Source organism: Brevibacillus sp. HB1.3, from assembly GCF_013186635.1.
GTDB classification, from domain to species: Bacteria; Bacillota; Bacilli; order Brevibacillales; family Brevibacillaceae; genus Brevibacillus; species Brevibacillus brevis_D.
On sequence record NZ_JABMIT010000001.1, the window covers coordinates 92,685 to 114,496 of the forward strand.

Annotated in this window: 20 protein-coding genes; 16 read left to right on the forward strand and 4 right to left on the reverse strand. The window is 48.5% G+C overall.

All coding sequences use genetic code 11. From position 1 onward, the window contains the following. Positions 1 to 35 precede the first annotated feature (35 nt). Positions 36 to 1,883 carry an asparagine synthase (glutamine-hydrolyzing) gene (gene asnB / locus HPY31_RS00505; RefSeq protein WP_172137619.1) on the reverse strand — a complete coding sequence of 616 codons (1,848 nt, stop codon included), beginning with the start codon at positions 1,881 to 1,883 and terminating at the stop codon, positions 36 to 38. 131 nt (positions 1,884 to 2,014) lie between these two features. On the opposite strand from asnB, the gene HPY31_RS00510 reads away from it, so the two are divergent. The 8 genes from HPY31_RS00510 (at position 2,015) to HPY31_RS00545 (ending at position 11,354) form a co-directional block, all read left to right on the forward strand. Continuing rightward, entirely contained in the window at positions 2,015 to 3,766 is a 1,752-nt protein-coding gene (locus HPY31_RS00510; RefSeq protein ID WP_172137621.1) for a LytS/YhcK type 5TM receptor domain-containing protein, read from the forward strand. Next, on the forward strand, positions 3,766 to 4,494 hold the full coding sequence (locus HPY31_RS00515) for a LytR/AlgR family response regulator transcription factor (RefSeq protein ID WP_012685882.1): 729 nt from the start codon (positions 3,766 to 3,768) through the stop codon (positions 4,492 to 4,494). The genes HPY31_RS00510 and HPY31_RS00515 overlap by 1 nt, the downstream gene beginning before the upstream one ends. Positions 4,495 to 4,643: 149 nt before the next feature. After that, positions 4,644 to 4,994: a DUF485 domain-containing protein gene (locus tag HPY31_RS00520; RefSeq protein ID WP_172137623.1), complete on the forward strand. Its 351-nt coding sequence runs from the start codon at positions 4,644 to 4,646 to the stop codon at positions 4,992 to 4,994. Beyond that, positions 4,991 to 6,517: a solute symporter family protein gene (locus HPY31_RS00525; RefSeq protein ID WP_172137625.1), complete on the forward strand. Its 1,527-nt coding sequence runs from the start codon at positions 4,991 to 4,993 to the stop codon at positions 6,515 to 6,517. The genes HPY31_RS00520 and HPY31_RS00525 overlap by 4 nt, the downstream gene beginning before the upstream one ends. A gap of 89 nt (positions 6,518 to 6,606) precedes the next feature. Then, positions 6,607 to 8,151 carry a solute symporter family protein gene (locus HPY31_RS00530; RefSeq protein ID WP_371811645.1) on the forward strand — a complete coding sequence of 515 codons (1,545 nt, stop codon included), beginning with the start codon at positions 6,607 to 6,609 and terminating at the stop codon, positions 8,149 to 8,151. 130 nt (positions 8,152 to 8,281) lie between these two features. Further along, positions 8,282 to 9,139 carry a patatin-like phospholipase family protein gene (locus tag HPY31_RS00535; RefSeq protein ID WP_172137629.1) on the forward strand — a complete coding sequence of 286 codons (858 nt, stop codon included), beginning with the start codon at positions 8,282 to 8,284 and terminating at the stop codon, positions 9,137 to 9,139. Positions 9,140 to 9,259: 120 nt separating this feature from the next. Beyond that, a complete protein-coding gene (locus tag HPY31_RS00540) occupies positions 9,260 to 10,321 on the forward strand; it encodes an HD-GYP domain-containing protein (RefSeq protein WP_172137631.1) in 1,062 nt (353 codons plus the stop codon). Between the two features lie 166 nt (positions 10,322 to 10,487). Next, positions 10,488 to 11,354, forward strand: a complete 867-nt coding sequence (locus tag HPY31_RS00545; RefSeq protein WP_172137633.1) for a universal stress protein — start codon at positions 10,488 to 10,490, stop codon at positions 11,352 to 11,354. A 59-nt stretch (positions 11,355 to 11,413) separates the two neighbouring features. Here HPY31_RS00545 and HPY31_RS00550 read toward each other — a convergent pair whose 3' ends face one another. Together HPY31_RS00550 and HPY31_RS00555 are read right to left on the reverse strand one after the other, a co-directional pair. Beyond that, positions 11,414 to 12,661 carry an MFS transporter gene (locus tag HPY31_RS00550; RefSeq protein ID WP_172137635.1) on the reverse strand — a complete coding sequence of 416 codons (1,248 nt, stop codon included), beginning with the start codon at positions 12,659 to 12,661 and terminating at the stop codon, positions 11,414 to 11,416. Positions 12,662 to 12,723: 62 nt separating this feature from the next. Next, positions 12,724 to 13,317, reverse strand: coding sequence for a TetR/AcrR family transcriptional regulator (locus tag HPY31_RS00555; protein ID WP_016739781.1), 594 nt, complete (start codon positions 13,315 to 13,317; stop codon positions 12,724 to 12,726). Between the two features lie 138 nt (positions 13,318 to 13,455). On the opposite strand from HPY31_RS00555, the gene HPY31_RS00560 reads away from it, so the two are divergent. Beyond that, positions 13,456 to 14,298, forward strand: coding sequence for a deoxyribonuclease IV (locus tag HPY31_RS00560; protein WP_172137637.1), 843 nt, complete (start codon positions 13,456 to 13,458; stop codon positions 14,296 to 14,298). A 51-nt stretch (positions 14,299 to 14,349) separates the two neighbouring features. Beyond that, positions 14,350 to 14,751: a hypothetical protein gene (locus HPY31_RS00565; RefSeq protein ID WP_172137639.1), complete on the forward strand. Its 402-nt coding sequence runs from the start codon at positions 14,350 to 14,352 to the stop codon at positions 14,749 to 14,751. 468 nt (positions 14,752 to 15,219) lie between these two features. Here the strand turns inward: HPY31_RS00565 and HPY31_RS00570 are convergent, their stop codons facing one another. Further along, positions 15,220 to 16,641, reverse strand: coding sequence for a sigma-54 interaction domain-containing protein (locus HPY31_RS00570; protein ID WP_172137641.1), 1,422 nt, complete (start codon positions 16,639 to 16,641; stop codon positions 15,220 to 15,222). 281 nt (positions 16,642 to 16,922) lie between these two features. Here HPY31_RS00570 and HPY31_RS00575 point away from each other — a divergent pair, with 281 nt between their 5' ends. Genes HPY31_RS00575 through HPY31_RS00600 form a run of 6 tightly spaced genes read left to right on the forward strand, consistent with a single transcriptional unit; the run spans position 16,923 to position 21,796 of the window. Further along, complete coding sequence (locus HPY31_RS00575; protein WP_081603428.1) at positions 16,923 to 17,588, forward strand: CoA transferase subunit A; 666 nt, start codon at positions 16,923 to 16,925, stop codon at positions 17,586 to 17,588. Beyond that, on the forward strand, positions 17,588 to 18,250 hold the full coding sequence (locus tag HPY31_RS00580) for a 3-oxoacid CoA-transferase subunit B (protein ID WP_012685895.1): 663 nt from the start codon (positions 17,588 to 17,590) through the stop codon (positions 18,248 to 18,250). The genes HPY31_RS00575 and HPY31_RS00580 overlap by 1 nt, the downstream gene beginning before the upstream one ends. A 44-nt stretch (positions 18,251 to 18,294) precedes the next feature. After that, on the forward strand, positions 18,295 to 19,113 hold the full coding sequence (locus tag HPY31_RS00585) for an ABC transporter substrate-binding protein (protein ID WP_172137643.1): 819 nt from the start codon (positions 18,295 to 18,297) through the stop codon (positions 19,111 to 19,113). A gap of 49 nt (positions 19,114 to 19,162) precedes the next feature. After that, the gene (locus HPY31_RS00590; protein WP_016739797.1) at positions 19,163 to 19,828 is read left to right on the forward strand and encodes an amino acid ABC transporter permease; all 666 of its coding nucleotides are present in this window, start codon (positions 19,163 to 19,165) and stop codon (positions 19,826 to 19,828) included. Between the two features lie 17 nt (positions 19,829 to 19,845). Beyond that, entirely contained in the window at positions 19,846 to 20,586 is a 741-nt protein-coding gene (locus HPY31_RS00595) for an amino acid ABC transporter ATP-binding protein (RefSeq protein WP_305793565.1), read from the forward strand. Between the two features lie 28 nt (positions 20,587 to 20,614). Next, positions 20,615 to 21,796 carry a thiolase family protein gene (locus HPY31_RS00600; RefSeq protein ID WP_172137645.1) on the forward strand — a complete coding sequence of 394 codons (1,182 nt, stop codon included), beginning with the start codon at positions 20,615 to 20,617 and terminating at the stop codon, positions 21,794 to 21,796. Positions 21,797 to 21,812 lie beyond the last annotated feature (16 nt).

The window sequence follows — 21,812 nt, forward strand, 5'->3', positions numbered from 1 at the left end:
CGAAACATAAGGGGCGAGGAGCTTTTGTTATACCGTTACGTACGAATGGAAACGCGGTACTCCCGCAGCCAATAATCTAGCTGGCCGAGATAGGCAAATAATTGTGGGGTGCTCATGAGCTGACCGAAAAAAGGAATGCTCGAAGCCTGGGCATCTGACTCGGCAATTTTTCGAATCGTCGGAGCATCTACCAGTTGAAGCAGTGGAGAGGAAGAGTCGTTTATGATATCCAGCAGCCAAGCGCGAACGGCTTCCGTATAGGCGGGATTGTGTGTTTTCGGATACGGGCTTTTCTTGCGATATAAAACCTCTTCAGGCAAGATTCCTTCCATGGCTTTTCGCAAAATTCCTTTTTCCCGATTCCCGTGCGTCTTCATATCCCATGGGATGTTCCAGACATATTCCACGATGCGGTGGTCGCAAAAAGGGACGCGCGCTTCCAGGCTGGCTGCCATACTCATTCGGTCTTTGCGATCCAACAGCGTGTTCATGAACCACGTAATATTCAAATAAAACATTTCCCGACGTCGCGCTTCAATCGGGTCTTCGCCTGGAAGATGCGGGACTTCATCGAGAGATTCCTCATAGCGCATGGCAACGTATTCCTCGGGTTTGACCCAATCACGAAGTTCAGGTGATAGCCAGGAGGCACGTTCTTTCGTCACTCTCGACCAAGGAAACGTTCCGGCATGCAGCAGTTCCTCACGATGAAACCACGGATACCCGCCAAATACTTCATCTGCGCATTCTCCAGAGAGGACGACGGTCGTCTCTTTTTTGATTTCGCGGCAAAATAGGTAAAGGGACGCATCCACATCAGCCATCCCCGGCAAGTCGCGGGCAAGTGTCGCAGTTTTCAAGGAGTCGATCAAATCGTCAGTGTCGAACTTAATCGTGTGGTGCTCGGTTCCGAGAAACTTTGTAACGAGTTGCACATAAGGTTCATCCTCATTCGGTTGAAAAGCACTCGCCTTGAAATGTTTTCGGTTGTCGACGTAATCGATGGAATAGCTGTGTAAAGTTCCGCGGCCTGTTTTTTGAAAATGATCTGCCGCAACAGCTGTAATAATGCTCGAATCCAACCCGCCTGACAAGAGAGTCGAAACGGGCACATCCGCAACCAATTGGCGTTCAATCGAGTCCGTGACTAGCTCCCTGACACGTTCAGCAGTTGTCTCCAAGCCATCCGTATGTGGGTGGCTTTTGAGCTGCCAGTAACGTTTTTGCTTGACGCCATCACGAGTCACCAGCAGATAAGCACCGGGCCGAACCTCGTGTACGTTGTGAAAAACTCCATGACCAGGCGTACGGGCGGGACTGATTCCGAAAACCTCTGCCAAGCCTTCACGAGAGAGCTCTGGCTTGACTTCGGGGTGAGCGAGCAAGGCTTTTAGCTCGGAAGCAAGCAGAAATGAACTGCCTCTTTGCGCATAAAACAGTGGCTTAACCCCCATACGGTCACGGCCGACAAACAATCTTTGTTCCCGTTCGTCCCAGATCGCAAAAGCGAAGATGCCGTTAAGCTTTGACAGACAATCTGGGCCCCACTCTAAATACGTGTGCAAAAGCACCTCCGTATCCGAGTGAGATTGAAAAGTATGTCCGCAAGCAAGCAGTTCTGCTCGCAAATCCTCGGTATTGTACAATTCACCATTGTAAATCATGGTGCAGGCATGTTCGTTTTTGAGTGCTGACATAGGCTGCTGTCCGCCAGCAGGATCAACGACCACAAGGCGACGATGACCGAGAGCTGCGCGAGGAGTCAGCCAAAAGCCTTCTGCATCAGGGCCTCGATCCTTGAGGCATTGGGTCATTTTTTGCAGCATATCACGTTCACCAGATAAGTCCTTTTCCCAATCAATCCATCCTACAATTCCACACATGGTATGATCACCCTTCTCCTGAAGCATTGCACACACAGCGTATGCAATCAGCCTAGCGAGGTTGTCTGTCCAGCAGGGAATTGAGGGTAAAATGCGGAATTTATAGAAGATTTAAACTAAGGGAGGCTGCGGTGGACAATCTCACGTTATTGCTCATTGAAAGAATGGGCATTCTTTTGACGCTGGCATTTATTTTGACAAGGACACCGTTGTTTCGCCAGCTTTTAGACCGCGAATTGCACGTAGGGACGTCAATCGCATTTTCCGTCATGTTCGGGTTGTTTGGGATTGCGGGTACATATGCAGGAGTGGTTGTACAAGGAGAGAGCTATCTCCCTGCGTTTTGGATTTTTCGTTTGTCGCATGACGAAATAATCGCCACTTCTACGTTGGTAGGGGTGGTCATCGGAGGTTTGCTAGGAGGGCCTCTCGTTGGCTTGGGGGCAGGTGTCATTGCTGGGCTTCATGTCTTTCAATTGGGAGGATTCGCCGCAGCACCGATGGGCTTGTCGATCCCGATCACGGGATTGCTGGCAGGATACGTAGCGCGTTTTTTCTCGCAGGAACGGGTTATTTCTCCGTCCAAAGCCATGTTCATCGGCATGTTCGCCCCCATTATTCAGATGTCGCTTTTATTGATCATGGCCGCTCCGCCCGAGCTGGCGCGAACCATGGTCAACGTGATCGGGATCCCGATGGTGCTCACAAACAGTGTTTCGATTGCGATTTTTACGACGATGATACGGGTTGCCTTGCAAGAGGCAGAGCGTTCCGCTGCCATTGAAGCGGAGCGTTCCTTTACGATAGCGGAAAGAATTTTGCCACACTTAAAAAGGGGGCTTACACCGCAGACAGCCCAGTCAGCAGCCCTCGTCTTACAAAAAGAAACGAAAGCAGCCGCCGTTGCAGTAACAAATCGGGAACGGCTTCTAGCGCACGTTGGAGTGGGGGCTGATCATCATCACCCGGGAGAAACACTCCAGAGTGAGCTCGATAAGCGGGCTCTGTATAGCGGTGGAATCGAAAAGGGATTGACGCGAGAGAGCGTCGGGTGCAAGCGTGAAAATTGTACCCTGCATGCAGCGATTCTCGTGCCGATTAAAGAGGGGGACAGCGTCGTTGGTCTGATCAAACTCTACTATCGGAGGCCGCAACAAATAGGAAAAGTTCAGGAAGCATTAGCAAAAGGGCTTGGCAACCTGATCTCCAATCAATTGACCCTATCTCTCACGGAGCAAATGAAAGGCTTGATGAAGGATGCGGAGTTGCGAATGCTGCAGGCACAGATTCAACCACACTTTTTATTCAATACGCTGAATTCGATTGTGACCTTGATACGAATTGATCCGCAGCTAGCCCGGCATATGACCATTCAGCTTGGCGTGTTCATGCGTTTTAACCTGAAGCTCACAGCGAGTCCGCTTGTCACCGTGAGACAGGAGTTGGATCACCTGCATGCCTATTTGGAAATTATCAAGATAAGATTTTCCGAGCAATTCGCCGTTCGCACCATCATTGAGGCGGGGGTAGAGGAAGCGCTTATTCCCCCTGGCACGTTGCAGCCGTTATTTGAAAACTGCATTCAGCATGGTGTTCGTGACATCACGAACGGCGGTGAGATCATTCTCCATGTGAAACGGCAGGATGTGCACGTTGTTTTTCAAATCGAAGATAATGGCCACGGCTTTCCCGACAGCTTGCTGCCAGTTCTCGGAAAGGTGCCAATGGAGAGTAAGGAGGGCAATGGAATTGGCATTCATAATGTCAACCAACGCCTGATCAGCTTGTGCGGACAAGAGGCCCAACTTCATTTTGCCAATAAACAAGAAGGCGGTAGTTTGATTACCTTTACGATTCCAATTACAAAAGAGGTGAGTGCCTGATGCCAATACGCGTCATGATTGCAGAAGACGAGCGACTAGCACGCGAAGAACTGAGCTATTTACTGCTTCAAGAAGGAGACGTAGAGCTGCTGCCCTATGCTACCAATGGACGAGAGCTGTTGGAAATGGTCGATGTGCACGAACCGGATGTCGTCTTCCTCGATATGAAAATGCCTGAGCTGGAAGGAGCGCAGGCAGCGAGAATGCTCGCTTCGCGTAAGCAGCACCCCCTCATCGTTTTTTGTACCGCGTATGAGGAATTTGCCATCGATGCGTTTAAGCTGTACGCCGTCGATTATTTGTTGAAGCCTACGGAGCCCAAACGGCTGGTCGAAACGATGCAACGAATCCGAGAGCGTCTAGTCAAGCCAAAAGTAGAGCCTGTCCAGACAAAACGAACGAAGCTGTTGGTAGAAGACAATAGCAGATTAGTGGTCATTGATCCAACGACGATTGTCTATGCGGTGCGGGAAGAGCGATATGTACAAATCGTCACCCAAACAGCTACTTATTCGACGCGGATGACCCTGACCCAGTTGGCGGAGAAGCTTTTCGCATACGACTTTTTCCGTACCCACAAAAGCTATCTGGTCAATCTTCAATTCGTGAGCGAGCTCGAACCATGGTTCAACGGTGCCTACAACCTGATTTTGAAGGGAGAAGGAAGACCGCGTATTCCCGTATCCCGGACCTCCGCCAAGGATTTGCTCAAACGTCTCGAGGAGTAGCCTTATGATCCATGGTTTGCAGATCGTGGTTGAAAATCTGCCACTGACACACTCTCCCCGACATCTTACGCAGAAAAATACACGGATAAAAAAGGATTCTCTACAATGTAGGAAGCGCTTACATTTCTGTTGATAAGGGGGAGGTTCCTATGGGTAAATCCGCTTCGGCAAAAAAAGCCGAGGATCAGAAGAAGGATGCTATCGATTATGCCGCAGTGATCCAGTCAGCCACTTTCAAAGAGCTGTTGAGAAGAAAAAAAGCGTTTATTTTGCCATCTTCTATTTTTTTCTTTGTGTTTTACTTTACTCTTCCGATTTTAACCTCCTACTTCACCGTACTGAATCAACCAGCGATTGGAGCCATTTCGTGGGCGTGGGTATTTGCCTTTGCTCAGTTCGTCATGACATGGGGTCTCTGTATCCTGTATACCAAGCGGGCAGAGCAGTTTGATCAACTCGTGGAGAAAATCAAACGAGAGGCAGGTGGGAGGGGCCAATGAACGTTACTGCATTTTTACTCTTTCTCGGCATTGTTCTTTTGACGCTTGTCATCACCTTTTATGCGTCGAAAAAGACGAATACGACTAGTGAGTTTTACACCGCTGGAGGAGGCTTGACGGGTTGGCAAAACGGCCTTGCGATTGCGGGAGATTACATGTCCGCTGCTTCCTTTCTTGGAATTGCCGGGATGATTGCGTTGAGCGGGTTTGATGGTTTCTTTTACAGTATCGGTTTTCTTGTCGCGTATCTCGTGGTGCTCTACTTGGTAGCAGAGCCTTTGCGAAATTTAGGAAAATACACGATGGCTGATATGATAGCCGCGCGTTTTGACAATAAAAAGGTTCGTGGTGTCGCTGCTCTCAATTCAATTGCCATTTCGATTTTTTACATGATCGCGCAATTGGTCGGAGCAGGCGCCTTGATCAAGCTGCTCCTGGGACTGGATTACACGACCTCCGTATTGATCGTAGGGGCATTGATGACCATCTACGTTGTCTTCGGCGGGATGACGGCAACCTCGTGGGTGCAGATCGTCAAAGCCGTTTTGTTAATGGTTGGGACATTCATTATCTCTATGATGGTTTTCGCCAAATTCGATTTTAATCTTTTGAAAATGTTCGAGCAAATGAAGATGGCGACACCATTGGGAGAGCAATTCCTCAATCCTGGCAACAAGTTTAAAGTGGGGCTTGATACTATCTCATTGAATCTCGCGCTTGTGCTCGGAACAGCTGGATTGCCGCATATTTTGATTCGTTTCTTTACCGTAAAGGATGCCACGACAGCTCGCAAATCGGTTGTGTATGCAACGTGGATCATTGGTATCTTCTATGTCATGACGATCTTCCTCGGCTTCGGAGCGGCAGCGTTTGTCGGAGCGGGCAATATGGACCCAGCAGGTAACATGGGCGCTCCATTGCTAGCGCAAGCACTCGGTGGTAACTTCTTGTTCGCCTTTGTATCTGCGGTTGCTTTCGCTACCATTCTCGCAGTAGTGGCTGGGCTGGTGCTGACTGCGGCTTCTGCCTTTGCGCACGACTTTTACGGACACGTATTACGCCAAGGAAAAGCAACAGAAAAGGAACAAATGAAGATGGCCAAATGGGCGTCAGTCGGCGTCTCGATTGTCTCTATCCTGCTCGCCTTGTTTGCGCAAAATCTGAACGTGGCTTTCCTTGTTGCTCTGGCTTTCGCAGTAGCGGCGAGTGCAAATCTACCAGTGATTTTGTTCACGATCTTCTGGAAAAGATTTAATACGGCGGGAGCTATCAGCGGGATGCTCGTCGGACTGTTCAGTGCTCTCATTCTGGTTGCCTTGAGTCCGAACGTTTGGAATCCTGTGGCTGGAAAAGCCATTTTGGTCGGCGAAGCGCTGTTCCCATTACCGAATCCGGGTATTGTCTCGATCCCGTTAGGGTTTTTGGCAGCATGGATCGGAACCTTGTTGTCCAGCTCCCGTGATGATAAGAAGTACGATGAAATTTTGGTGAAAGCGAATACAGGAATGAAAGATTCAGCGTAGAAACAGTAAACATAGGAAGCTCATGCCACGAAGAGAAGGCTGGGGTTAACCCCTGGTCTTTTTTTCATTTTTGCAAGAAGGGAGAGGTATTGTCCGTGACGACGATCATCTTTTTCCTTGCCGTCATTATTGGAACGATGGCTATCACTTATTCGGCTGCCAAACAGACAGGAACGACAAGGGACTTCTATGCAGCAGGAAATCGCTTGAACGGGTTACAAAATGGCATTGCCATTGCGGGCGATTATATGAGTGCTGCCTCGTTTTTGGGGATTGCGGGAACGATTGCGATGTACGGCTTTGACGGGTTCGTGTATGCGATAGGCTTTTTTGTTTCTTATCTGATTATTTTGTTTTTAGTTGCAGAGCCGTTGCATAATTTGGGGCGCTATACGCTGGCAGACGCGATTGCCGTCAGGTTTGACAGTCTTTGGCTGCGTGGCGTTGTTGCCTGTACGACACTCTTAATTACGATTTTTTACATGTTGGCGCAATTAGTTGGGGCAGGTGCCCTCATTCATTATTTATTGGGAATTCGTTACGATACGGCGGTCCTGATCGTCGGGAGCCTGATGACATTTTACGTCGTGTTCGGCGGGATGGTGGCGACCTCGTGGGTTCAGATAATTAAAGCAATTTTGCTCCTGACAGGGACGTTGATCTTAAGTCTGATCGTGTTTGCCCGTTTTGATTGGAGCTTATCCGAAATGTTTTCTCATGTGAGTACGATTACACCGCTTCAGGAACAGTTCTTACAGCCAGGCAATCAACTTCATAATCCGTTGGAAACGATCTCCCTGCATTTGGCTTTGATTCTCGGTACCGCCGGGCTCCCCCATATTATCTCCCGGTTGTTCACAGTCAAAGACGCAAAGACGACACGTAATTCAATTTACACCGCAACTTGGGTCATCGGCGCCTTTTATTTGATGACGATCTTCCTCGGCTTCGGAGCGAGCACGTTTGTAGGCTACGAGGCATTGAAAAATGTGGGCTTCGGGGGGAATCTGACGGTCACGCTCTTGGCGGATGCTCTCGGTGGAGAGTTTTTGATGGCGTATATCGCTGCTGTTGCCTTTGCGACGATATTGGCTGTCGTGACAGGACTCGTGCTCTCCGCTTCTTCTGCGTTCGCGCATGACGTCTACAGTCATCTGATCAGACGAGGGATGGCATCGGAAAAAGAACAGGTCACCATGGCAAAGCTTTCGTCAGTTGCGGTAGGAGTGATCTCCATTTCGCTAGCGATCGGTGCAGAAAAAATGAACGTGGCGATTCTCGTTGCGCTGACGTTTGCAGTAGCAGCATCATCCAATTTGCCACTGCTACTGTTTACGTTATATTGGAAGCGGTTTACCGTGCGAGGAGCGATTTGTGGCGTCCTGACAGGGTTAACGGCATCCGTAGTCCTTGTCATTCTGGGACCGACTGTTATGCATCCCTCAGCTGGACTTATTCGTGCGGAGCCATTATTTCCACTGACGAATCCTGGATTGGTTTCGATACCACTCGGCTTTTTAGGGGCGGTGATCGGAACACTACTGGATGAGCCTGATCCGGATGCCGAGAGGAAGTATGAGCGCGTACTGTTTCAGGCGTTGACGGGAATCCGAGTTCCATCTGGGAAAGCGTAACGATGAAAAAGACGATTGAATGGCGACCCTGTTTGAGGGTCGTTTTTTGATTGGCACGATCCGGCCCTGCATGTTTCATTGGGCAATCATTCATACTACGGATAAAACGACATCAAAATGGGTGATAGGTATGGAAAAGGTCGGGCTCGTTTTGCAGGGAGGAGGTAGCCGTGGGATTTATACTGCTGGCGTTTTGGATTACTTCATGGAGCAGGAGCTATACATCCCGTACGTGATTGCCGTATCAGCAGGTGCGTGCAATGGGGCGGCATACTTGGCGAGACAGCACGGATTGGGCAAGATTTATCATACGAAATACATTCGCGATCCCCGATACTTTCACTATAAAAATTTGATCAAGAAACGCTCGCTGTTTGGCATGGATTTTATATTCAGTGAGATGCCTAACAAGCTTGAGCCATTCGCCTTTGATCGGTTTCGCGAAGCGAAGGAACAGTTTGTCGTCGTCACGACGGATTGCGAGACAGGGGAAGCTGTTTACTTTACAAAAGACGACTGTGAGGATATTTTTCATGTGATTCGGGCTTCGTGCAGTCTCCCGTTTCTATCCCCAAAAGTTGCCTTCAACGGACGTAAGTTATGGGATGGAGGCATCGTGCATCCGGTACCACTCATGAAGTCCATGCTTGATGGCAATCAAAAGCATATTATTGTGCTTACTTCTTCTTCTCCGCCAAAGGAGTGGATGCGCAAGCTTTCGCGTGTCGAGCGTCTTTTTTCCAGAAGTACGCGCTTGTGTCAAGCATTCATTCGTCATTTTCGCATCTATTACGAGGCAATAGAGCAGATCAAAGAAATGCAAAAGGAAGGCGAGGCGTTTGTTATCGCACCTCCAGAGGGTACCTTTCTACGAGGATTTGAACGTCAAGAGGAGAAGCTGGAGCATTATTACAGACAAGGCTATCAGGATGCTCGTACTCAATTTTCTGGGCTTTGTACATGGCTTGGTCTTGGCGGGAACAGGTAAAAAATGAGGAAGCATCTATCCCGCGGATGTTTTTTCGGCAAAATCATGTGAAACAGGTTTTTCAAAAGCAAAGTTAGGGAAGAAGCATCAGGGGAGGATGGAATCAGGAGGAAAGACCCCATGAAATATGTGAATGTAGACCTAGTAGAGCCAGGAGACGTTTTGGCTCGAAGCATTTATACAAGCGAGGGCTTGACGCTCTTGCATGCAGGTGTCCAGCTGACTGTCGGAATGATAAATAAATTGCGTCGGTTTGGTGTCACGATGTTAAGCATCAAAGACCCGCTGCTCGATGAAGTAAAAGAGCAGGAGGTCGTCACGGAGACCACTCGGAAGGACGCAATCCGCAATTTATCTCAAGCGATTTCGTGTGTGCAGACTGGAAAAAATTTTGATGTCCGGGGCATTCAAAAATCAGTGGGAAGTATCATCGACGAGACCTTGAGAAATCGCCGCGTGCTCTTGAACCTGGGAGAAATTCGCACGACCGACAACGCGATGTACATTCATTCCTTGAATGTGTGCATGATGGCGACAGTAATGGGCGTAGGATTAGGTTATAATACGGCTCAATTAAAAGAGCTCGCCATCGGAGCCCTCTTGCATGACATTGGAAAGCTGTCAGTCGACAAGGAAGCACCAGCCTACAAAAAGAACAGCAAAACCAATCATCATACCTGGCTGGGCTTTGATCTATTGCGAAAAAAACATGAGATGAGCATTGTGTCCGCACATGTTCCTTTGCAGCATCATGAATGGGTGGATGGTAGTGGGCAGCCACGAGGACTGACTGGCGATGAGATTCATGATTTCGCCAAGATTGTGGCGATTTGTAACTACTATGATAATCTCATCTCGCCTTTTTCAGCGGAAGAGGAGACGTTGCCTGCGTATGAGGCTTGCGAAAAAGTCATGGGGCTCGCGGAGAAGCGCTTTGATCATAAAATGGTCATTCACTTTTTGCGCTCGATTGCCATGTACCCGACAGGAACCTCGCTGAAGCTGTCGACAGGAGAGATCGGTGTGATCATTGACCAAAATAGAGGCTTGCCTTCGCGCCCAGTCGTTCGGGTCATTCGAAGAGACCAACAGGCGAATCGGCGGATCGTGGATGATCATGAGATTACGGACATTGATTTGAGTGAAAAGCCTACTATTTTTATCTCAGCTGTCATGGACTAGGCCATAGAAAGAATAGGACTCCCTATCAGGGAATATCCCTATCAAGATCAGGGAATACCCCTACATACACGTAGGGTCCACAGGGCTACAATGAACTCAAGGCAGATGGATACAAAGAGCTACACCAACACATTTGCCAGATGAAAAAGAGGAAGGACGTGTCATTATGTCCCGTATTCTAGTTCCTGTTGATTTCTCAGCGCAGTCCATTCAGGCGGTCCGCTTCGCGCTGGCCTACGCCAAAAATAAGCATGATATCACATTGCTTCATGCCATCTCGCCGTTCCCTTCACGCAATGTTGTCAGAAGGTTGGGACGAGAAGTTGTAGAAGATTATCAATTGGATGAGGCAAGAGATGATCTGAAAAAATTCCTGTCGATCATAGAAGAAGCAGGTATCACGTATGAATTGGAGATTGAGTTCGGAGAGCCGCATGAAGTCATTGCGAAGCACGCTGCGAATGACTATGCTGCTATCGTAATGGGAACACATGGCTACGGTCGAATCACAGGCTTCCTGTTGCAGAGCGTCAGCTATCCAACACTCCACGATGTCAAAGTTCCAGTCTTCCTCATTGCAGAGGAGACAGATGAGAAACGCTTCCCTTGGAATAAAGTGCTCATTGCAGTAGATGGTTCCGATCATTCGATGGAAGCTGCGAAGAAAGCCATCGAGATGGGTCAGCACCTCCCGAATGTATCGTATACACTTCTGTCCGTTGTCATACCGCCAGTCACATACGCAGGTGTATATGGCGTAGGCTGGGATAACATGAATACACTCGAAGGTTGGGGACGTGAATCGTTAAAACCTTGCGAGGAGATGCTTGAAGCTGCATCGTTTCCTTTTGAAAGCATGGTCGTAGTTGGAGATCCAGCTACTGTGATTCGCCAGACCGCTGAAGAAATCGACGCTGGACTGGTTGTGCTCGGTCATCATGGCCAAGGTGCGGTTGCAGGGACATTGCTTGGAAGTGTTACATTTAAGACGATTCATCGTACGAAAACACCACTCCTCATTGTGAAAACATAGCATTTCGCTAGAAAAAGCTGTCCGATTCGTGGACAGCTTTTTTGCTTGGGCGCATTCTCTTACGATAGCGTTTGCGCTTGTTTGTGTTCGAGAAGATGGTTAGCTCCATCTTGTGTAACTTCTGCCGAATCCCACTTGATTCGTGTACATCCCCATGCAGCGATAAGAAGGATGACAGATGCGATCAGAAATACGGTAATCAACGAGGTCATCTGCATGAGCGGACCTGCAACAAAGGAACCGACCATCATGAGTCCGACCATGAGGGGGGAAATCGTTCCACTCACCCGTCCGATATACGCCTCATCCACGAGCTTGATCATAAACATACTGATCGCAATCTGTAAAAATGCCATCCCAATTCCGGTGAAAAAGCGCATCGCTGCGGTTACGTATACCCAGACTGAGAGAACTTCTACGGCGACGGAGAGAGCGAAGAATATCAATCCACCTGTAATGACCATGCGACTATTCATGCGCTCCAGATAAACAGAAGCCAAAATGCCGCCCAACAACATACCCAATCCGTCTAACGCGGTAAACCATTGGATGGCTTCCTTAGAGAGTAAAAGACGATCCGTAACGACGAATACCTCCAGCGAATTAATAAAACCCGAGGATAGCCCCAGACACGAAAAGGTAATGGCAATCCCGAGCAAAGCTGGTCGCTTTTTTACATAGGCAAAGCCTGCTTTAATCTCAGAAAGGAGAGTACCGTCTTCCTCTGTTGCAGTGGCAGATGAGGTAGGGAGCGTCAAGAGAATCAATGCCGCGACGAGGAAGAGGCCGGCCATCGTCAACAGGGAAGGGTAGATGCCCCAATGTTCAAAGAAGAAGGTACCGACAATCGGTCCAACCAGTAGAAAAATAGAACCCATACTTTGTGAAATAGACACAGCTGCTGCCATTTGCTCATCAGGAATATGACGCTTCAACATCTTGGTAGAAGAAGGCTGGGAGAATTGTGACACGACAGCTGAGATAAATGTCGCAAAGAATACAGCGATCCACATCCCTTGCCAGAGCAAATACACGATGACGAAAACAGAGAGGGCGCTTAACAGGTTCCCGGCTATCATCGTCCTCTTTGGATTCCAGCGATCAGCCAATGCCCCGCCAATAATCGAAAAAACCAAGATCGGCGCGAGTTCGATAGCGGTCAAAAGCGATACCGCGGTCGGATTGTTGCCGCTCGTTTCCATTACGTAGTAGAGTAAGGCCATGTTACGGATCCATATCCCGATATTTTCTAATGTATCCGTGATAAACACGGTAAGAAAAACTTTGTTTCCCCAAAGACCTTTCATAGGTCATATCACTCCTATAAAGTTATACCGAACGTCCGGTCTAATTAAAGTTGAAAAAAATGCTACTTGGCAACAATGCCATGCAGCAAAACGTCAATGCTCCTCTTCAGCAGAGCATGAAGACGCTCGTCATCCATCTGATAACCTACATTAATGATTCCGTTCATAAGCCCTTCTAGTATCATCGCCATTTCTTCAGGATCGCATGGGGCAAAATCGCCTCGATCGATTCCTTCTTGGAAGATTGAGGTATAGAGGGTATAAGAGGAGCTGAGCATTTCCAGCACTTGTTCCAAAATGGCTGGATCAGCAAGCTGGCTACCTGAGAACTCTTCGCCTGCTTTTTTTAGAGGGTGGGACAAAAAGTCGTCCAAGAAAAAAGCAGCTAAGCCGTACAGTTTATCGATGGAAGTCTCGAATTCTTTTTCTTTTTCCTGCCATAGATCTACCCATTCGTTGTACTGCTTTTCAAGCAAATGCAGGAACAACTGCTCCTTGTTTTTGAAGTGGTAATAGAGGCTGCCCTTACTCGCTCCAGTTGCTTGGCAAATGTCCTCAATGGAAGTGGCTGAATAGCCTTTCTGAGAAAATAACTCGGTGGCTTTCTCTATGATATGTTGTTTGGTTTTCTCCCCATCGAGACGGCGCTTTGACATGATTGAAATGCTCCTTAATCTAGACTGAACGTTCGGTTTAGTTTTAGTTTATTCGATTTGAAAGGGAAGCGCAAGTGCTCGATTGAGAAAAAGGACAGAGGGAAAAATGAGAAGAAGTGAGTAAGAGGAGGGATTATTTTGCAAATCGGTTGTCATGTCAGTATTCGTCATGGGTACGAGGAGGCGGCGAGAACAGCATACAAAGAAGGCGCGTTATCCTTTCAATTTTTCCCGAAAAACCCGCGTAGCTTAGGCGTCAAGCCATTCGATGCCCGGGATGCAGAGCGGTGTCGTGCTTTTTGTCAGCAAAACGGCATGCTGTCGATTGCTCATACGCCATACCCGGTGAATCTTTGTGTCGAGGAGCAAGAACTATTCGCCGTCACAGTAGGCTCTGTGCGAAATGACCTTGAAATTGCCGAAGCTTGTGGAGCGTTGGGCGTGGTTGTTCACTTTGGCCAGTATAAAGGCGCTGATGTCCTTACCGGTTACAAAATCATGATCCAGATGGTCAATCAAATACTGGATGGCTGGAATGGAAAAGCCCAGCTGTTAATCGAAAACAATGCCGGACAAGGCAACCGCATGGGCACGACACTCGAAGAGCTTACGCAGGTTCGACAATTGTTTGCTGAGCCACAGAAGGTAGGCTTTTGTTTGGATACATGTCATGCATTTGCCAGCGGATTGTGGAAAGGGAATGATTGGGGAGAAGTAGCCGATCGGATGCGAGAGCTCGATTATTTTACGAGCTTGCGTGCCGTTCATCTCAACGATTCTGTTTATCCGAGTGGTTCCTTTCGAGACCGGCATGCCTCCATCGGAAAAGGGATGATCGGTGATGCAGCCATTGCCGCTTTTTTGCAAACACCCGAATTGAAAGGACTTCCCATTGTTTTGGAAACAGCGAGAGGCTCAGAAGGGGGCCATGGTGAAGAAATCAAATATGTTCGTCTGCTCATAGACAATTGGCAGGGCTGACCATGTTATGGTAGAGTGTGAAATGATGTGTTCAACACGGGAGGGGTACCAATGAAAAAGCGTATTAAGGTGACGATTGCGGATTTTACTCATCTGACAGAAAACTTGAATAACCCAGAGGAGCTCGCTCTGTACAAAGCGGCGAACGGAAATACATACGATGCTGAAATCGAGCATGATGGATATGCGATTGTGGATGTGACAGACGAGGATTACATCGAGCTGGCTCCAGGGGAATATCAGCTCATGATCGAGGAGTGGACAAACGCCGGACAAATCGGCGAATGGACACTGCAAACCATGTCTGACCCAGCAGATGACAAAGCTTTGCTGTACCGCACAGTGGACAAGGCTGGATCAGAAATACAAGCACCACAATCATTGCCGAAGCAAGTAGTCGAGCTGGTTGCCAATACGTGGTTTGGCAAAAAAGCAAAGAAGATTGAGGAATAATTCATGAAAGAAAAGGAGCGCTGCGAGTTAGCGCTCCTTTTTTATGTCAATAAGAGTGTAAAGCACTAGCTCCACGCCAAAGCTTTGCTGTAGTCAAGTTATCGAATAAGTAGCATTTACATCTTGAACGGACGATCAACTATAGCATTGTGCATTGCGAAGATTATATCTCAGTTTATACTTACGAGGATCTTTCGTTTAAAAGGAACCGATGAACAAACAAAGCTAGTGAGAAGAAAAAGCACAGGGCTCGCAGACCTTGACAACGCCTACCCAGTTGGAACTTCAAAAAGGGGACCTGATTGTCGAACACTTCTTCTCTGAGAAACGTCCGCCCGTAGGGTGGCTTTGGCTCGACGGTCCCCTTTTTGAAGTGGAGACGGGCAGTCAATCACCCTTGCGGGCGTGTCAGAGTCGAAGAGACTTGTGCTTTTTCTTCTCCTCCACAATGTTGACTCCGCTTCCCAATCATTCCTCCTCAGAATCCATCTGAATCCCATACTTTTTAATCCGCCGCATAAGTAACGACTGGGTAATACCTAGTGCCGCTGCTGTTTTGCGAGTCGTTTTGTGTGTACGCAATGCTTGCAGAATAAATTCCAGCTCAATTTTCTCCATCCGCTCTGTAAGAGAAAGAGAACCAAGTGAAAGAATCCCATCCTCCAGCTCACGAATACTCCGTAGTTCTTCCGGCAAATCACTGACTTGGATTTCATCCAGCTTGGACGTAATAACGATCCGCTCTACCAAATTTTCCAGCTCCCGCACATTTCCAGGCCATTCGTATTGATGCAAAACATCCAACACTTCCGGGGAAAAACGCCTTTTCTGGTTATGCTTGCTATTGAATCGCTGTAAGTTGTGATGGAGTAACGGGAAAATATCGTCCTTTCTCTCCCGTAATGGCGGAACATTGATTGGCAAAATATTAAGACGATAGTACAGATCGTGTCTGAATTTGCCCAACCGCACAAGCTCCTGAAGGTTCGCATTGGTTGCTGTTATGATGCGGATGTCAGCCGTGTATGTTTTCGTGCCGCCGATCGGCATAAATGTTTTGTTTTGCAAAAGCAGCAATAATTTCGATTGCAAGTGGTAGGGGAGCTCACTGATTTCATCCAAAAAAAGCGTCCCTTTGTCCGCCATTTTGACTAATCCGATTTTCCCCGAATGACTCGCCCCAGTGAATGCCCCTTTGTGGTAGCCGAACAGCTCTGATTCGATCAAGGTTTCGGGAATGGCGCTACAGTTAACGTGGACAAACGGCCCACTTCTTCGTTCACTCAACTGATGGATTTGTTCCGCTAGATAGCTTTTTCCTACACCTGTTTCTCCTGTAATAAACACGGTCGTGTCGACAGGGGCTGCTTTTTTCATTAATTCCAGCAGAGCGAGATAGGAACGGCTGTTGCCTATCAAGGTTTGGGAGGAGCTCTGGCTCGCTTCCCACTTCATGTGCTGAATCTCTTCGCTGTACCGCTTAAGCAAAGCGACCGTCTCTTCCAGCTGTGAACTGGCACGGGCTGCCTCAGTGATATCGCGAGAGTGGGAAACGATCAGCTCTGGTCTCCCTTCCTCATCCGGGATGATGTGTCCAGTTACCAGGAATTTTCCCTTATTATTGACGAGCTGAATGGTTGTGGTCGGTTTTCCCGTTTCCAAAACCAAGCGGGTGACAGAAGGGCTGAAAATCCCCATTTCTTCGAGATCAGATACGTTTTGCCCGATGAGTTCGGCTTTTGGTAGACCACACAGGTTTTCACTCGCGTTGTTTAACCATAAAGTAGTTCCCTGTGCATCAGCGATGAATATGCCATCTGCCAGTGTGTTCAGGATGTCAATCAAACGATCAACAGAAGACAGTGCTAGTATCTCCGCAGCTTTTTCCATGTTGAATAGCTCCCCGGTTTTTCAACTGATTGTACAAGATGATATTGATCGTTGTATAGTGAGTCGGATTTAAAAATAGTTGAGTCGAAATCGATTCGAGCGAAAAGTTAGACTTTTCCTGCCTTTTCGATTCAAAAGTGAGTCTATTTCGACTCAGCAATAGGAATTGCTTTTAGCTTGATCGCGTTTTCTTACCGTTTTGAGGCTTGGCACAAGAGTTGCTATTACATAGTGGGACGTAAGCGATTTACCCAAGAATAAGAGATAAGGAAATGCATGCGATGTTATCAAAACTGGTGACGCACGAACAGGCAGTGGAGCATGTTCAGGATGGCACCCGGCTGATGTATGGCGGATTCGGCACGATAGGCTCCCCGGCACACATGATTGATGCGATCTTGCACAAAGGCGTGCAAAGCTTGACACTCATCGGAATTGATGCGGGGTATCCGGAAATCGGAATCGGAAAGCTGATCAGTCATGGACGGGTGAGGCGGCTAATAACCACACATATTGGCTCCAATCCCGAGGCAGGTCAACAAATGATGGACGGGATGCTGGAGGTGACATTTTGTCCACAAGGAATTTTCGCAGAAAAGATTCGGGCAGGAGGTGTTGGCATTCCGGGAATCGTTGTGGATGCGCATGTGAGAGGAGAGCGAATGGAAGGAGCAGAGCCGTTTGCTTTTGCCGGAAGAACTTGTCAGATTGAAGCTGCCCTGACAGCGGAGGTAGGAATCGTCTATGCCAAACAGGCAGATACTTACGGAAATCTTATTTATGACAAGGCGGCAAGAAATCTGAATCCGCTAGTAGCGATGGCCGCAGATATCACGATTGCTGAGGTGGAGGAGATCGTTCCGGCAGGAGAGCTGGACCCGGATAAAATCGTGACGCCTGGCATTTTTGTGGATTATATCGTGGTTCGTGGTGGAGGGAACAGCTAATGGGGTTGGAAATGGATCAGCGAAATATGGTTGCGTGGCGCGCGGCCAAAGAGGTTGCTCCCGGAATGGCTGTGAACTTGGGGATCGGGATACCTGAGCTCGTCGCTGATTTTATCCCGCATGAATGGCAAGTCATGTTTCACTCGGTGAATGGAATCTTGGGTGTCGGACCTACGCCGTTAAAGGGAGAAGAGGACCAGCATATTTCCAACGCTGGTGGAGCACCTGTTACCGTTGTACCAGGGGCATCGTATTTCGACAGTACCATAGCGTATGGCATGATCCGAAGAAGGAAGCTGGATGCCGCGTTTATCGGGGCTCTGCAGGTGAATCGCCGAGGAGATTTGGCAAACTGGATTGTTCCGGGCTCACGTGTTCATGGCATTGGTGGGGGAGCGGAGCTGGCCTATTACGCAAAGAAAGTGATCGTGCTCATGAGCCATGTGAATCAGGCAGGAGAGCCTAAAATTCGCAGGGAGTGCACATTGCCGCTGACGGCGAAGGGCTGCGTCGATCTTATTATCACGGAGCGGGCCGTAATCGAGATCACGCAAAGAGGCTTGCTTTTGACAGAGGTAATGTACCCGTTCACCTTGGAAAATGTCATCACGAATACCGGAGCACCTTTAATGATTTCAGAAAATTTACAAATGGTAGAGTAATGAAAAATGTAAGCGTGAACATAAAGAATTGGGGGATGGAATAGATGAAAAAAACATGGAAAGCAATCGCAGGGGTCGTATTTTCGTTGTCACTACTCGTAAGCGGATGTAGCCAAGGCTCTTCCACTAACAGTGCGGGAGGTCAAGCGGGTGGGGCTACTGCTGGAAATGCATCATCGATGACAAAAGAGGCAGGCGTATTTGTATACGCGGCTTCCGGTGAATATCAGCCATTCAGCTACTTCAAGGATGGTCAATTGACCGGATTTGATGTCGAGATCGGCAATGAGATCGCCAAGCGCTTGGGGCTTGAGCCAAAGCCAGTCACGTCGCCTTTTTCCGGTATTATCGCAGGGGTAAAGGAAGGACGCTACGATGTTGCGATTGCCAGTCATGCGATTACAGAAGAGCGGAAGCAGCAGGTTGATTTCGTAGACCCGTACTACTTGTCCGGTGGTCAACTATTCGTTCGCCCGGATGGGACGATTAGCACGCTAGAAGGCTTAAAAGGCAAAGAAGTGGCAGTCGCACTAGGCACCACACATGAAAAGATGGCGCGGCAGTATACGGATAACATCAAAACGTATGACAGCGATGTAACGGCTCTGCGTGCCTTGGAGCAAGGAAAACACGATGTCGTGATTACAGATAGCGTCGTAGGGGAAATTGCCATTGCCCAAGGCTTGAAGCTCAAGAAAAGCGGGTCGCCACTCTCGGAAGTCAAGCATGGTATCGCAGTGCGCAAAGGAAATACGGAATTGCTGAACAAGATCAACGAAGTGCTCAAGCAAATGATGGAGGATGGTACCTACGTCAAATTGAGCGAAAAGTACTTTAACCGCGACATCAGCAAAGCCGAATAGTGAGCTGGTATAAAAAGTAAATTCCATTACGAGTGAGGGGTGGCATCAAGTGCCTAGTTTTGCCCATCTGACAGAAGAGTTTTTCCGGACATTGCCGTTTTTTTGGAAGCCGTTGCTGCTGACATTTCAGCTGACGATCGCTTCTGTTATCGTAGGCTCGATTATCGGATTGTTTGTCGCCTTGCTAAAAGTATCCAAGCTTCCAGTTGCACGCTTCATAGCCAATGCGTACATCATGATCATTCGCGGTACACCGTTGGTCGTGCAAATTTTCGTCTTGTATTTCGGCTTTTACAAAATCATTGACCTCGGTCAATTTTGGTCGGCAGCGCTCGCTTTGGCGATTCACAGCGGAGCCTATATCGCAGAGATTTTCCGGGGCTCTATTCAGTCGATTGATAAAGGACAAATGGAGGCAGGGCTGTCTTTGGGCATGTCTGCTCGTCAGACGATGCGTCGGATCATTTTGCCGCAAGCGTTGAAACGATCGATCCCACCGCTTGGTAACCAGTTTATTTTGTCTTTGAAGGAATCGTCCCTGGCCGCTTTCATTGCCATGGATGAGTTGTTCTCACTGGCCCGCCGCTTGTCTGCGGAAACCTTTGATGAAATGACGTACTTTTTGATTGTGGCGCTCTATTACTTGGTTATTGTCATGGCGTTTACGTATGTGGTCCACATCATGGAGAAGCGTCTGGCAAAAGGAGAGGCGTAAAGCGGAGGGGAAAAACGATGGAAAAGCAAAAAGAAATGATACGCGTGCAAAATTTGAAGAAAAGCTTCGGAAAAGTGGAAGTTCTCAAGGATGTTACCCTGCAAGTCGGAAAGGGCGAGGTCGTCGTCTTGATCGGTGCGAGTGGATCGGGGAAAAGCACATTGATTCGCTGCATTAATTTTCTGGAGATCAAGGACGGCGGAGAGATTTATATCGAAGGGAACAGTATCGACCCAAAGAAGGATGACTTGACCAAAGTACGGCAAAAGGTAGGCATGGTGTTCCAGCACTTCAATCTGTTCCCGCATAAAACGGTTCTAGAAAACATCATGGAGGCACCGCTGATTGCGAAGAAAGCAGACAAGGAAAAAACGAAGCAGGAAGCGCTCCGGCTGCTGCAAAAGGTAGGTCTTTCTGAAAAAGCGGACGCCTACCCATCCAGCCTCTCCGGTGGACAAAAGCAACGCGTCGCCATTGCTCGTTCACTGGCGATGAAACCTGAGATCATGCTCTTCGACGAGCCAACCTCAGCGCTTGACCCAGAGCTGGTAGGGGAAGTGCTGGAGACAATGAAACAGCTCGCGCAAGAAGGAATGACGATGATTATTGTGACGCACGAGATGGGGTTTGCCAAGGAAGTGGCCGATTGGGTGGCGTTTATGAATCAAGGAAAGATCATCGAGATGGCTAGACCCCAAGAAATTTTCAACAACCCGAAAGAAGAGCGCACGAGAGAATTTCTGAATCGTGTACTGTAATGGCGTAAAAACGAAAGGGAGCTGGGGTATGAGAGACGTGGTCATTGTCGCAGGTGTGCGGAGTGCTGTGGGTGCATTTGGAAAAAGCCTGCGTGACGTTCCGGCAACAGAGCTGGGGCGGCAAGTATTGGAAGGCTTGATGAATAAGGTTGATTTGCCGAAGGAACAAGTCAATGAAGTGATTTTTGGCAATGGGTACGTACATGGGGGAGGACTCAATGCTGCACGGATTAGCTCGCAGCTGGCGGGATTTCCCCGCAATGTCTATGGTCACATCGTGATCAAAGCCTGTGGTTCAGGTTTGAAAGCAATTGGCAACGGTGCGCTTGCCATTGCAGCAGGTCAAGAGGATGTGGTGATTGCGGGCGGAGTGGAGTCTATGAGTAGTGTTCCCTACCTCGTGAAGAATCGCTGGGGCAGCAAATTCGGCAATTTGTCCATGGAGGATGCTCTTTTGTCCGATGGTTTGATCTGCTCGCTGACCGGCGAGCAGATGGGTATGACCGCAGAACGGCTGGCTGTACAATACGGTATTTCCCGTGAGGAGCAGGATCGTTTTGCCTATGAGAGCCATGTAAAAGCAGCGGCAGCAATCGAAGCGGGCACGTTCGCGAATGAGATCGTACCGATTGAAATCAAGGATCGCAAAGGCACCCGTGTTTTTGCGCAGGATGAATCGGTGCGCCATGATATCAAGCTAGAAGAGCTCGCCAAGCTGAAAAGTGTTTTTCAAAAAGAGGGAACGATCACTGCCGGAAATGCGTGTCCGATGAATGACGGCGGAGCCGCTGTATTGATGATGTCTCGTGAAAAGGCGGAGGAAGCGGGTTTGACTCCACTCGTGAAAATAAAGGCTTTTGCCAGCGCAGGAGTCGAACCTGACGTGATGGGGATCGGGCCAGTTCCTGCTACGCAAAAAGTACTGGAGAAAGCGGGATTGAACCTCGAAGACATTGGGCTCATCGAATTGAATGAGGCATTTGCCGCCCAGGCTTTGTCTGTGATCAAATGCTTGGAGCTGGACACCAGTAAGGTGAATGTCAATGGAGGCGCGATTGCCTTGGGTCACCCTGTGGGGGCAACTGGAGCCAAACTGACAGTGACGTTGATGAACGAAATGATGCGCAGACGTGAGAAGTATGGCATGGTGACACTGTGTATGGCTGGTGGCATGGGAATGTCGATGATCTATGAAAATTTGACAATGTAAACTTCTCATGTCAAAT

What these genes read in the sequence shown, in the direction of transcription:
- HPY31_RS00550 (WP_172137635.1), bottom strand. Translation starts at nt 12,661, where the DNA reads ATGAAAGGTCTTTGGGGAAACAAAGTTTTTCTTACCGTGTTTATCACG.
- HPY31_RS00540 (WP_172137631.1), top strand. Translation starts at nt 9,260, where the DNA reads ATGAAATATGTGAATGTAGACCTAGTAGAGCCAGGAGACGTTTTGGCT.
- asnB (WP_172137619.1), bottom strand. Translation starts at nt 1,883, where the DNA reads ATGTGTGGAATTGTAGGATGGATTGATTGGGAAAAGGACTTATCTGGT.
- HPY31_RS00565 (WP_172137639.1), top strand. Translation starts at nt 14,350, where the DNA reads ATGAAAAAGCGTATTAAGGTGACGATTGCGGATTTTACTCATCTGACA.
- HPY31_RS00600 (WP_172137645.1), top strand. Translation starts at nt 20,615, where the DNA reads ATGAGAGACGTGGTCATTGTCGCAGGTGTGCGGAGTGCTGTGGGTGCA.
- HPY31_RS00570 (WP_172137641.1), bottom strand. Translation starts at nt 16,641, where the DNA reads ATGGAAAAAGCTGCGGAGATACTAGCACTGTCTTCTGTTGATCGTTTG.
- HPY31_RS00575 (WP_081603428.1), top strand. Translation starts at nt 16,923, where the DNA reads ATGTTATCAAAACTGGTGACGCACGAACAGGCAGTGGAGCATGTTCAG.
- HPY31_RS00555 (WP_016739781.1), bottom strand. Translation starts at nt 13,317, where the DNA reads ATGTCAAAGCGCCGTCTCGATGGGGAGAAAACCAAACAACATATCATA.
- HPY31_RS00595 (WP_305793565.1), top strand. Translation starts at nt 19,846, where the DNA reads ATGGAAAAGCAAAAAGAAATGATACGCGTGCAAAATTTGAAGAAAAGC.
- HPY31_RS00520 (WP_172137623.1), top strand. Translation starts at nt 4,644, where the DNA reads ATGGGTAAATCCGCTTCGGCAAAAAAAGCCGAGGATCAGAAGAAGGAT.
- HPY31_RS00545 (WP_172137633.1), top strand. Translation starts at nt 10,488, where the DNA reads ATGTCCCGTATTCTAGTTCCTGTTGATTTCTCAGCGCAGTCCATTCAG.
- HPY31_RS00525 (WP_172137625.1), top strand. Translation starts at nt 4,991, where the DNA reads ATGAACGTTACTGCATTTTTACTCTTTCTCGGCATTGTTCTTTTGACG.
- HPY31_RS00515 (WP_012685882.1), top strand. Translation starts at nt 3,766, where the DNA reads ATGCCAATACGCGTCATGATTGCAGAAGACGAGCGACTAGCACGCGAA.
- HPY31_RS00535 (WP_172137629.1), top strand. Translation starts at nt 8,282, where the DNA reads ATGGAAAAGGTCGGGCTCGTTTTGCAGGGAGGAGGTAGCCGTGGGATT.
- HPY31_RS00580 (WP_012685895.1), top strand. Translation starts at nt 17,588, where the DNA reads ATGGGGTTGGAAATGGATCAGCGAAATATGGTTGCGTGGCGCGCGGCC.
- HPY31_RS00585 (WP_172137643.1), top strand. Translation starts at nt 18,295, where the DNA reads ATGAAAAAAACATGGAAAGCAATCGCAGGGGTCGTATTTTCGTTGTCA.